Source organism: Cyanobium sp. BA20m-14 (assembly GCF_024346295.1).
In genome coordinates, this window is record NZ_JAGQCR010000100.1 from 1 (window position 1) to 10,660 (window position 10,660).

A 10,660-nucleotide genomic window follows, 5' to 3' on the forward strand; every position below is an offset into this window, starting at 1 on the left:
CGGCTCTTGGATGTCTGCCTCAATGCTCCATTCCATCAAACTTTCGACGCCATTCGGCCCCGAAAAACTGCCGGTGACTGCGGCGGTTAGCTCCGGCTTGGAGGAGGTGGCCAGGATGATGTAGCGGTCGTCGATTACGCCTATGCCACTGGGATCAAAGCCCCGCCAGCCGGCACCTGGCAGATACACCTCGGCCCAGGCGTGCAGGTCGTAGCTCTCTGGCTTCGGTTCCAACAGGTGGTAACCGCTCACGAAGCGGGCCGGTAAACCCACGCAGCGGCAGGCCTCCACCATCAGCATGGCCAAATCGCGGCAGGACCCCACCCTTTCCTTGAGGGTGCGGCCGGCGGGCCAGGCCGGGCCCACGTGTCGCTGGGTGTACTTGACCCGGTCTTGAATTATCTCCACCAGCTGTTGCAGAAACATCAGCGCCCGTTGGTCGCTGCCCATCAGGGCTTCCTGGGCCATGTCCACCGCGGCTGGATCGTGCTGGCCATTGGGCAGCCAGCCCTCCAGGCTGCCGGCCAGGTCCCCATTCAGGTGGCCCACTGGGTAGGGCAGCATCGGCTCGCTGCCCTCCAGGCAAACCTGCAGCAGTGGTGCCGGTTCCGTTTCCACCAGGCTGCTGCCCCGCACCATGAACGTATCCGCGGGCCCATTGAATCGGGCCCGCAGAATTTCATCGCCGCTGGCGGCCACCAAGGGGTAGAGCCGCCCCGGCTCAGGCGTCACTAGCAACTGGAAGTCCAGTAGCCGCTGGAACCCCTGCCCCCTGGGTTTGAGGCAGAAGCGGTGGGGGCCAAGCAGCACGGGTGCGCTGTAGCTGTAGGTGAAGGTGTGGATTACGCGGGCACGCATGCGGAGTCGGCGATGAAGTAGCGCTGCTCGACCAAATCATGGAGCCGGTTGAGATCGCTTTGCAGATCGTCGATCGACTCGTGCAATCCCCCGGCGATCAGCTCGTCGATGCTGGTGTAGCTCCAGCGGGCCAGGGTGAGCCCGCTGAGGCATTCGAGCTCATCGGGGGCACCAGGCACGGCCTGGCCCCGCACGATGCGCAGGGTTTCGTCGATGCGGCCTAGGCAGTAGCGCACAGACCGGGGAAAGATCGGATCCAGTAGGAGAAAGGCGGCCACGGCTTTCGGTTCGATCGCCTGCTGCTGGGACTGGCGGAACATCTGATAGGCCCCGGCGCTGCGCAGCAGCGAGATCCACTGCAGTTCATCCAGCACACCGCCCACCTCATCCGGGGTGGGCAACAGCAGAAAGTATTTGACATCGAGGATGCGGGTGGTCTTGTCGGCCCTCTCCAGCAGTCGGCCCAGCCGGCTGAAGTGCCAGGAGAGGTCACGGCTGAGGGTGGCATCGGTGATGCCGTAAAAGAGTTGGCAGGCCCGGCGGATGTCGCGCAACTGCTCCTGGGGCTGCTGTTTCCAGAAGCCTTCGCTGTCAAGCAGGGTCCAGTAGATGTCGTTGAGCTGCTCCCACATCTCGGTGGTGATCACGTCGCGGATCTGGCGTGCGTTTTCCCGGGCGATGGCGATGCAGTTGGCCACGCTGTGGGGATTGGCTTCCGCCCGCACCAGAAACTCCACCACCTGCTCGGGCCCGCCGGCTGGATAGAGCTGATCGAACAACTCCCGATCGCCACTGGCATCGATCAGGGGCAGCCAGGGCTCGGCGCTGCCGGGGGGGCAATCGAGGGCCATGGCCTCACTCACCTCGACGAAGCGGGAGATGTTCTCAGCCCGCTCCACATAGCGGTTGATCCAGTAGAGCGAATCGGCGACGCGGCTCAGCATGGTTGCTCGGCCACGATCCAGGTGTCCTTGCAGCCTCCCCCCTGGGAGGAATTCACCACCAGGGATCCCCGGCGCAGGGCCACCCGGGTGAGGCCACCGGGGCTGACCCAGGCGCCCCGACCGCGCAGCACGTAGGGCCGCAGGTCGACGTGGCAGGGGAACAGTTCGCCCTCGCTCAACGACGGCACGGTGGAGAGCTCCAGGGTGGGCTGGGCGATGTAATTGCGGGGATCGGCCTGGATTTTGGCATCGAATTCGGCGATCTCCTCCGGGCTGGCATGGGGGCCGATCAGCATGCCGTAACCGCCCGCCTCAGCCACCGCCTTGACCACCAGCTCGCCCAGGTGGGCCAGCACATAGGCCCGGTCTTCCTGGCGGGAGCAGAGGTAGGTGGGCACATTTTCGATGATCGGCTCCTCGCTGAGGTAGTAGCGAATCATCTCCGGCACGTAGGCATAGATCAGCTTGTCGTCGGCGACGCCGGTGCCGGGGGCATTGGCGATCGCCACCCGGCCGGCCCGGTAGGCCGCCATCAGGCCTCGCACCCCCAGCATTGAATCGCTGCGGAATACGGCCGGATCGAGGAAGTCGTCATCGATGCGCCGGTAGATCACATCCACCGGCTCCAGGCCAGCCGTGCTGCGCATCCACACCCGCTCGTCCTGGCAGATCAGGTCGCGACCCTCCACCAGCTGGATGCCCATCTGCTGGGCCAGGTAGCTGTGCTCGAAGTAGGCGCTGTTGAAAACCCCCGGCGTGAGCAGCACGACCTTGGGGGTATCGGTCCAGGGGGCCAGCTCCCGCAGGGTCTGCAGCAGGCGGGAGGGGTAATCGTCGATCGGTTGCACCGTGCGTCCTGAAAACAGGCTCGGGAACATCCGCTTCATCACGCGGCGATTTTCCAGGAAGTAGGCCACGCCGGAGGGGCAGCGCAGGTTGTCCTCCAGCACCCGCCAAGCTCCCTGGCCGTCGCGCACCAGATCCAGGCCGGAGATGTGGCACCAGCGGCCCAGGGGGGGCTTGAAGCCCTGCAGCTGGGGGCGCCAGCCCTGGGAGCTCTCCACATCTTCCCTTGGGATCAGGCCATCGCGCAGGATTTGCTGGGGGCCATAGACGTCGGCCAGAAAGAGGTCTATCGCCTCCAGGCGCTGCAGCAGGCCCTCCTCCAGCCGCTGCCAGTCGTCGTTGCTGATCAGCCGGGGCAGGGGATCAAAGGGCAGGATCCGCTCCCCCCCCTGGCCTCCGGAATCGTTGAGGCGAAAGGTGGCCCCCAGCCTCCGCAACAGCACTCCGGCGGCGGCATGGTTGCGGTTGAGTTCGTCGAGGCCCAGCTGGCCCAGGGAGGAGAGCAGGGGCCTCAGGGCGCTGCGGGGCTGGTCGGCGGCACTGAAATATTCGTCGTAGCCCTTGTTGGGTTTGTATTCCGTGAACATGGATCATCCCCTCGACGTGGCGGGATCATGTCCAGCCGGCGGGGTCATCGCCGGTGTGTATTGATACGGAAGGGCGGCTAGAATTAGCGGCAGTGTCTGCAAATTCATGCGCCCTAGCCTGCTCAACGCTGCTATCGCTGGAATTTTTGCCACCGGCGCCACCCTGGCGGCACCGGCGCTGGTCCAGGCCCAAACCTGCCAGTTCCTGGCCCCGGTGGGAGGCAATGGCACCACCAACATCGTGCTCAAGACAGTGGGCCCGGGCAATCCTTTTGGCCGTCCGAACTGGAACACCGATTTCTTCGTGACCCAGCCCTACGCCAGCTACAAATTTTTCTTCACAGCTGACTCCTCGGTGAGTGCTACCTACCCGATCCAGGGCTATCTCAAGTTCACCGATGGCTCCAGCCTGCAGGTGATCAACGAGTCGTTCGCCCCCCAGATGGGTACGGGCCGCATGTGGGGCCCCTTCCCGGCGATTCCCGGCAAAACCGTCAGCCAGCTCAACTTCAAGATCGGTGCCAGTGCCGACCAGGCGGCCACCGGCTTCACCTACCGGATCTCCACCATGGGTTGCAACTAACTGCGTTGCAATTGACTGCGTTGCAATTAACTGCAGGGGTGATCGGCCAGGAGTAGTTGGCGCCAGAACCTTTCGGGCTGCTGGCCGCTGCTCGCCAGGGGCACCGCCCCCAGGTGGCTGATCGGCCGGCAGCTGAGGCTGTTGATCAACCAGGCCGCCCCAGCCCCGTGCAGATCCTGCTCCCCGATCAGGGCCTCTGCCACCAGCCCCCGCTCCAGGGCCCGCCGCCGCATCACCCCCGGCAGGCAGCCGCTGCTCAGCGGTGGGGTGATCCAGCTGCCCCCATGCCACACCAGCAGGTTGGCGGTGGTGCCGCAGCAGAGGCCGCCGGCTGAGCTGGGCAGCAGGGCATCGTCGGCGCCGGCGGCGCGGGCCTGGCGGCGGGCCTGGATTGAGGCCCCATAGGCGAAGCTCTTGCAGCGGCTCAGCAGGCTGGTGGCGCTGCGGGTTTCGGTGGGGCTGACGATCACCCGCAGCGGCGCGAAGCAGGGCTCGATGGCGCTGAGCTGCAGCCAGAAGCGGGGCTCGTCGTTGCCGGCCAGGTCGATCCCCCGGCTGGTGCTGCTCCGGTCGCCACTGCCCCGGTCGCTGCTGCCCCGGCTCCAGTTGAGCCGCAGGGCGCCGCTGCTGCCCAGGGCAGTGCCGATGCCGCTGCGGGCGGTGGCTGCGCCCAGCAGGCTCTCCACGGTCGCTGCCCCCGGTGGTGGTGGCAGCCCCAGCAGGGCCGCCGAGCCCTGCCAGCGCTCCAGATGCTCCGCCAGCAGCCAGGCCCGGCCGGCCTCCACCAGCACCGTTTCAAACAGGCCGTCGGCCAGCAGCAGGCCCCGATCGTCGAGCGGTATGGCCAGGTCAGCGGGGCTACTCCAGCAACCATGCCCCGAGCCATCCCCCAGCCAGGCAATCGCGGCGGCCAAGGGCTGGGGGCGATTCACGCCAGGGCCTCCAGCAGCGGTTGCAGTTTCCAGCCCAGCTCCTCGGCTTCGGCGGCGGGATCGGAGTCGGCCACGATGCCGCAGCCGGCGTGGGCCCGTAGCCGCTGGCCCCGCAGCAGCAGCGAGCGGATCAGGATGCTGCTGTCGAACTGCCCGTCGGCCCCCAGCCGGAACAGGGAGCCGCAGTAGGGCCCCCGGGGTACCGGCTCCAGGCCGTGCAGCCGCTGGCAGGCCCGGATTTTTGGGGCCCCGGTGATCGAGCCCCCCGGCCAGCAGGCCCGCAGCAGGTCAATGGCGCTCAGCCCATCGCCCAGCTGGCCCCGTACCACCGAGGTGAGGTGGTGCACTTGGCGATAACTCTCCAGCCCCACCAGCTGGGGCACCTGGATCGAGCCCGGCTGGCACACCCGCCCCAGGTCGTTGCGCAGTAGGTCGACGATCATCACGTTCTCAGCCCGGTCCTTGGCACTGGTGACCAGGTCGGCGGCGGCATCGGCATCGGCCTCGGGGTGCTGGTGGCGGGGCCGGGTGCCCTTGATCGGCCGCGTCTCCACCTGCCCCGTCCCGTCCAGCCGCAGGAACCGTTCCGGGGAGGCCGAGAGCACCGCCTCACCAGCCGCGGCTGCTCCTGCGATCGCCAGGCCACCGAAGGGTGCGGCGCAGCTGCGCCGCAGGCGACCGTAGAGCTCCAGGGGATCGGCGGGGTCCGCCAGTTGCTGCTCGCAGCAGGCGGTGAGATTGGCCTGGAACAGATCGCCGGCGGCGATCCAGGCGAGGATCTGCTCCACCTGATCGGCGAAGCGCTCGGGGGGCGTGTGCCAGTGCCAGGAGGCTGGCGCGATCGCGGCTGCCGGTTGGCTCGCTGGCGGGGCGCCCAGATCAAGCCGCTCCAGCAGGGCGGCAAAGCTGCTCAGCCGCCCTGGATCCTGGCCTTCGAGCCATTGCCTCTGGCTGGGGTGGTCGATCACCAGCACCGGGTCGTGGCGGGCGGCCCAGAGCAGGGCCATGTCGGGGGATTGCCAGTGGGGTGCGGGCTCCACCCAGGCCCCCGCTTCGTAGCTGAGCCAGCCCATCCAGTGGCCGCCGCCCGCCGCCAGCTCGGCTAGGGCTGCGAAGGGATCGTCGGCGCCGGTGTCCCCCGGCAGGCCGCGGCAGATGCGCTGCTCTAGGGGCGCCAGGCCGAGGCAGCTGCGGTGGCCCTGGGCGCTGCCATCGCCATCGAGCCACACCAGACCTTCCCTCCCCAGCTCGGCGGCCAGGGCTTGCACCAGGGGCCAGGGATCCCGCCAGGGCAGGGGGTGATTCAGGGGCTCGCGGTGGCGGGGCGGGCTCATGCCCCGGCTGCCAGCAGGGCGGCATCGCGGATGCGGCAGCTGTCGCACACGCCGCAGGGCTGCTCGCCACCCTCGTAGCAGCTCCAGGTGCGCTCGATCGGCACGCCGAGCCGCCGGGCCTCCTGCACGATCCTGGTTTTGCTCCAGGTCACTAGGGGTGCCCAGAGTTGGGCGGCGCGGCCTTCGCGGCCGGCCTTGCTGGCCAGCTCAGCCAGGGTCTGGAAGGCTTCGAGGTAGTCGGGGCGGCAGTCGGGGTAGCCGGAGTAGTCGACAGCATTCACGCCCAGCACCAGCTTCTCGGCGCCGCGGGCCTCAGCCAGGCTCAGCGCCAAGGCGATGAACACGGTGTTGCGTCCCGGCACGTAGGTGCTCGGGATCACGCCCGCCTCAACCCCGGCGCTGGGTACGGCGATGGCGGTGTCGGTCAGGGCGGAGCCACCCCAGGCGGCCAGGTTGACGGCGATGGTGTGGTGTTCAGCCAGTCCCAGGAGCGGGGCCAGTTCGGCGGCGGCCTGCAGTTCGCGGCGATGGCGCTGGCCGTAATCCAGCGACAGCCCGATCACCCGATAACCGGCTTCGATCGCCAGGGCCGCGGCGGTGGCTGAATCCAGGCCGCCGGAGAGCAGGGCGATCGCAAGGGGTGGGGCAGATGGGGCTATGGGGCTGGCGATGGCGTTAGGGAGCTTGTACAGAAGTACATCTTCCCCAATGCCAGCGCCGCTTGCTGCCGCCACGATGGCCCCAACCGTGCATTTGGGGATATGGATTTGGCCAGGGGCATCAAAAACGTGGCGCTTGTTTTGCTGCTCGCTGCGGCGCCCGTCTCGGCGGTACCCCGGCTCGATCTCTCGAGCCATCCCAAAGCCGCCGCCGATGATCGCCGCTGGGTGATCCAGCTGCCGGGGGTGCTCCCCCCCCAGGCCGATCCCGCGCTGTCAACCAGCCCCGCCGACTGGCGGGTGCAGCTGATCGTGGGCCAGATGGTGGAGCTCGATTGCAACCGCCAGACCTTTGGCGGCAAGCTGCGGCCGCTGAAGCCGGCCCAGCCGGGCGGCCCCCTGCTCTATCGGGTCACCGATGTGGGGCAGCTGGCCTCCACCCGCATGGCCTGCCCGCCGGATCAGCCCCGGCGCCGCGCCTTTGTGCCGATGGCTGGCAAGGCCTTTGTGGTGCCCTACAACGCCAGCCAACCGATCGTGGTGGATGCGCCCCGGCCGCTGGAGCTGCGCTGGCGGCTGTGGAAGGCCGAGGTCCAGGAGAGGCCGGCGCGCCTGCAGTGATCAGCGCAGCCCCAGCCACTTGTGGCTCTGGAGGCTGAGCCGCCACTGGGGATGCCGCAGCACGTGGGCCGTGGCCAGGGCCTGGCCGCTCTGGGAGTCCCAGCCCGGCTGCAGTAGCAGCGCCGGCTGGTTGCCAGCGGCGCGCAAGCCCTTCGCCGCTGCCGCCATGGCTTCGGCGAAGGCCAGATCGCCGGCCCCGTGAACCACCACCTTGAGTTCGTGGCAGCTCGCCAGCAGCTCGGTTGTGGGCGGCCGGTGGGATTTGGGTGAGAGGGTGATCCAATCGAAGCGGCCGCTCAGGGGATCGACGCCGCTGGTCTCCAGGTGCAGGGGCAGGCCGCTGCTGGCGAGGGCGGCGCAGAGGGCGGTGAGCTCGTGGTGCAGGGGTTCACCGCCGGTGACAACCACAAAGGCGGCCCCTGCTGCTGAAGCTGAGGCGGCTTCGGCTGCCAGCTCGGCCAGGGGGCGCAGGGGGTGGGGCGCCGCGGCCCAGGAATGCTTGGTGTCGCACCAGCTGCAGCCCACGCCGCAGCCCGCCAGGCGGACGAAGAAGGCGCTGCGGCCGGCGTGGATGCCTTCCCCCTGGAGGGAGTGGAAGGCTTCCACCACCGGCAGGGCTTGGCTGGGCGGTGCAGGGGTCAAGGGTTCGCCGGGGCCAGCAGGAAGATCCCATCGATTCTCCTGCCAGAGGTCGTGGCCGTCCTGCATGGCGAGCCAGCGACGTTTCATGCCTTCCAGCGCCGAAGGGTCTCCAGGGGCGGAGCTTGGCGGGTGGTTGTTGCTCAAAGGCTTTCGGTCGCCAGAGCTGGCTGGTTGTAGGTACCGGCGCAGCTATCAGGGCTTTAGGTATTGCGCCTGTGCTGGGTGTTGTCTGCCGGAATCGGGGTTCGGCACGCCAAGCGTGGACAAACTTCTAGGGGCCCTTGGCCTCGCCTGTGAACTCTGGTGAGTGCAGATCCTCGCCGCTCAGGCCTGCGGGACCTGCGCGAAAGCCACCTGGGCGGCCCGCTGCTGGGCCGCCTCGATCAATCCCCGGAAGAGGGGGTGGGGCTTGCCGGGGCGGGAGAGGAATTCCGGGTGGTATTGGCAGGCGGTGAAGAAGGGGTGGCTTGGCAGCTCGATCAATTCCACCAGCCGGTTATCCGGTGATGTGCCGCTGATGGTGTAACCCGCTTCGGTGAAAAGGCTGCGGTAGGCGTTGTTGAATTCGTAGCGATGGCGGTGGCGCTCGTACACCACCTCATCGCCATAGAGGCGCTGGGCCATGGTGCCGGCTGCCAGGCGGCAGGGGTAGACGCCCAGGCGCATCGTGCCGCCCAGATCCACCACGTCCTGCTGCTCGGGTAGTAGGTGGATCACCGGGTGGGGCGACTCCCCATCCAGCTCGGCGCTGGTGGCCCCCTCCAGGCCCGCCTGGTTGCGGGCCCACTCGATCACGGCGCACTGCATGCCCAGGCACAGGCCCAGGAAGGGCACCCGCTCTTCCCGCGCCCAGCGGATCGCCGCCACCTTGCCGTCCACGCCCCGGTTGCCGAAGCCGCCGGGCACCACCACCGCATCCATGCCCGCCAGCAGCGCTTCGGCCCCCTGGGTTTCGAGCTGCTCGGCGCATACCCAGTGCAGATCCAGTGAGGCGTCCCGATCCAGGCAGGCGTGGCGCAGGGCCTCCACCACAGATAGATAGGCGTCGTTGAGCTGCACGTACTTGCCCACCAGGGCCACCTTCACGGCCGGGCCGGGGTGGCGCAGTTTGGTCACCAGCTCCTGCCAGCGCTCCATGTCGCTGTTGTGGTCTGTGAGCTGCAGCACCTCCAGCACCTCGCGGCACAGCCCCTCCTGCTCCATCGCCAGCGGCACCGCATAGATGCTGTCGGCATCGAGGGCCTGGATCACGGCCCGCTGCGGCACGCCGCAGAAGCCGCCGATTTTGCCTTTGAGGTCGTTGCTGATGGTGCGGTCACTGCGGCACACCAACACATCGGGCTGGATGCCGATCGAGCGCAGCTCCTTCACCGAGTGCTGGGTGGGTTTGGTCTTGAGCTCGCCCGACACGCCGATGAAGGGCAGCAGGGTGACATGCACGTAGGCGATGTCGTGGCGGCCCACGTCGCCGCGGAATTCCCGGATCGCCTCCAGGAAGGGCAGCGATTCGATGTCGCCCACCGTGCCGCCGATCTCGCCGATCACCACGTCAGCATTGCTGTTGGCGGCCACCCGGTGGATGCGCTCGCGGATTTCGCCGGTGATGTGGGGGATCACCTGCACGGTGCCGCCGTTGTAGTCGCCGCGCCGCTCCTTGTTTATCACCGCCTGGTAGATCGAGCCGGTGGTGACGCTGTTCAGCCGCGACATGGCCGTGTCGGTGAAGCGCTCGTAGTGGCCCAGATCCAGATCTGTTTCGGCGCCGTCTTCGGTGACGAACACCTCGCCGTGCTGGTAGGGGCTCATCGTGCCCGGATCCACATTCAGGTAGGGGTCGAGCTTGAGGATCGAAACGCTGTAGCCGCGGCTCTTGAGCAGCCTTCCCAGGCTGGCCGCCACGATCCCCTTGCCGATGCTCGACACCACCCCGCCGGTCACAAAAACAAACTTACCCATGGCCCGGCGCCAGACTCTTTAATCTACCGGGCTTCCCACCGGGCACTACGCCGGGTATTCCAGCGGGCGCTCAGACCTCCAGCAGGCTGCGCAGCATCCAGGCGGTTTTCTCGTGGATCTGCAGCCGTTGGGTCAGCAGGTCGGCGGTGGGCTGATCGTTGGCGCCATCGGCGGTGGCAAACACGCTGCGGATGGTGCGGGCCACGGCTTCATGGCCCTCCACCAGCTCGCGCACCATGGCCAGGGCGCCGGGGACTCCTTCGGTTTCTGGAATTGAGGAGATGCCCGCATAGGTGGCGCCGCCGTAGGGGGCAGGGCAGCCAAGGGCGCGGATGCGCTCGGCGATGGCGTCTAGGGCCATCCAGAGCTCGGTGTACTGCTCCATGAACATCAGGTGCAGGGTGTTGAACATCGGCCCGGTCACGTTCCAGTGGAAGCCGTGGGTCTTGGCGTAGAGCACGGTGCTGTCGGCCAGCACCTGGCCCAGCCCCGCGGCGATCTGGAGGCGCTGGGCTTCCGGGATGCCGATGTCGATCGGGGGGGCGCCGGAGGGGGCGGCTGGCTTGGAGGCCATGGGACTTATGCGTAATAATTCCGTTTTAGTTGGTCGGTGGGGCCTGGCCGCCCTGTGTTGAGCTTTGTTGTTCCGCAGGCAACCGGCGTTCCCGTCAGGCGGCTGAGCTGCCTCTGGAGATGGA

Annotated in this window: 11 protein-coding genes; 2 read left to right on the plus strand and 9 right to left on the minus strand. The window is 67.8% G+C overall.

Annotation, left to right across the window (positions count from 1 at the left end; genetic code table 11):
* The 3 genes from KBZ07_RS10435 to KBZ07_RS10445 all read right to left on the minus strand — a co-directional run.
* On the minus strand, positions 1–858 hold an 858-nt coding region (locus KBZ07_RS10435), incomplete at its 3' end, for a transglutaminase family protein (protein WP_254931551.1).
* On the minus strand, positions 843–1,802 hold the full coding sequence (locus KBZ07_RS10440) for an alpha-E domain-containing protein (protein WP_254931552.1): 960 nt from the start codon (positions 1,800–1,802) through the stop codon (positions 843–845). The genes KBZ07_RS10440 and KBZ07_RS10435, both read right to left, overlap by 16 nt.
* Positions 1,796–3,235 (minus strand): circularly permuted type 2 ATP-grasp protein, encoded by a 1,440-nt coding sequence (locus tag KBZ07_RS10445; protein WP_254931553.1) that lies wholly within the window; start codon positions 3,233–3,235, stop codon positions 1,796–1,798. The genes KBZ07_RS10440 and KBZ07_RS10445 overlap by 7 nt, the downstream gene beginning before the upstream one ends.
* A gap of 106 nt (positions 3,236–3,341) precedes the next feature.
* On the opposite strand from KBZ07_RS10445, the gene KBZ07_RS10450 reads away from it, so the two are divergent.
* Entirely contained in the window at positions 3,342–3,818 is a 477-nt protein-coding gene (locus KBZ07_RS10450; protein ID WP_254931554.1) for a hypothetical protein, read from the plus strand.
* Positions 3,819–3,844: 26 nt separating this feature from the next.
* Here the strand turns inward: KBZ07_RS10450 and KBZ07_RS10455 are convergent, their stop codons facing one another.
* From KBZ07_RS10455 to queC, 3 genes are read right to left on the minus strand one after another with little or no spacing between them, the layout of a single operon-like run.
* On the minus strand, positions 3,845–4,750 hold the full coding sequence (locus KBZ07_RS10455; protein WP_254931555.1) for an aminotransferase class IV: 906 nt from the start codon (positions 4,748–4,750) through the stop codon (positions 3,845–3,847).
* Positions 4,747–6,084 (minus strand): anthranilate synthase component I family protein, encoded by a 1,338-nt coding sequence (locus tag KBZ07_RS10460; protein ID WP_254931556.1) that lies wholly within the window; start codon positions 6,082–6,084, stop codon positions 4,747–4,749. Before KBZ07_RS10460 ends, KBZ07_RS10455 begins: the two co-directional genes overlap by 4 nt.
* Positions 6,081–6,743 carry a 7-cyano-7-deazaguanine synthase QueC gene (gene queC, locus KBZ07_RS10465; protein WP_254931560.1) on the minus strand — a complete coding sequence of 221 codons (663 nt, stop codon included), beginning with the start codon at positions 6,741–6,743 and terminating at the stop codon, positions 6,081–6,083. The genes KBZ07_RS10460 and queC overlap by 4 nt, the downstream gene beginning before the upstream one ends.
* A 102-nt stretch (positions 6,744–6,845) precedes the next feature.
* Between queC and KBZ07_RS10470 the strand changes: the two genes are divergently transcribed.
* Complete coding sequence (locus tag KBZ07_RS10470; RefSeq protein ID WP_254931557.1) at positions 6,846–7,364, plus strand: ecotin family protein; 519 nt, start codon at positions 6,846–6,848, stop codon at positions 7,362–7,364.
* Here the strand turns inward: KBZ07_RS10470 and KBZ07_RS10475 are convergent, their stop codons facing one another.
* The 3 genes from KBZ07_RS10475 to KBZ07_RS10485 all read right to left on the minus strand — a co-directional run bounded on the left by KBZ07_RS10475 (position 7,365) and on the right by KBZ07_RS10485 (position 10,536).
* Positions 7,365–8,006 (minus strand): 7-carboxy-7-deazaguanine synthase QueE, encoded by a 642-nt coding sequence (locus KBZ07_RS10475; RefSeq protein ID WP_254931561.1) that lies wholly within the window; start codon positions 8,004–8,006, stop codon positions 7,365–7,367.
* 324 nt (positions 8,007–8,330) lie between these two features.
* Positions 8,331–9,962, minus strand: coding sequence for a CTP synthase (locus KBZ07_RS10480; protein WP_254931558.1), 1,632 nt, complete (start codon positions 9,960–9,962; stop codon positions 8,331–8,333).
* 70 nt (positions 9,963–10,032) lie between these two features.
* The gene (locus tag KBZ07_RS10485) at positions 10,033–10,536 is read right to left on the minus strand and encodes a Dps family protein (protein WP_254931559.1); all 504 of its coding nucleotides are present in this window, start codon (positions 10,534–10,536) and stop codon (positions 10,033–10,035) included.
* Positions 10,537–10,660 lie beyond the last annotated feature (124 nt).

Bases quoted from the DNA above. Each gene is read 5' to 3' on its own strand.
- KBZ07_RS10440 (WP_254931552.1), bottom strand. From the start codon at position 1,802: ATGCTGAGCCGCGTCGCCGATTCGCTCTACTGGATCAACCGCTATGTG.
- KBZ07_RS10445 (WP_254931553.1), bottom strand. From the start codon at position 3,235: ATGTTCACGGAATACAAACCCAACAAGGGCTACGACGAATATTTCAGT.
- KBZ07_RS10450 (WP_254931554.1), top strand. From the start codon at position 3,342: ATGCGCCCTAGCCTGCTCAACGCTGCTATCGCTGGAATTTTTGCCACC.
- KBZ07_RS10460 (WP_254931556.1), bottom strand. From the start codon at position 6,084: ATGAGCCCGCCCCGCCACCGCGAGCCCCTGAATCACCCCCTGCCCTGG.
- KBZ07_RS10470 (WP_254931557.1), top strand. From the start codon at position 6,846: ATGGATTTGGCCAGGGGCATCAAAAACGTGGCGCTTGTTTTGCTGCTC.
- KBZ07_RS10480 (WP_254931558.1), bottom strand. From the start codon at position 9,962: ATGGGTAAGTTTGTTTTTGTGACCGGCGGGGTGGTGTCGAGCATCGGC.
- KBZ07_RS10485 (WP_254931559.1), bottom strand. From the start codon at position 10,536: ATGGCCTCCAAGCCAGCCGCCCCCTCCGGCGCCCCCCCGATCGACATC.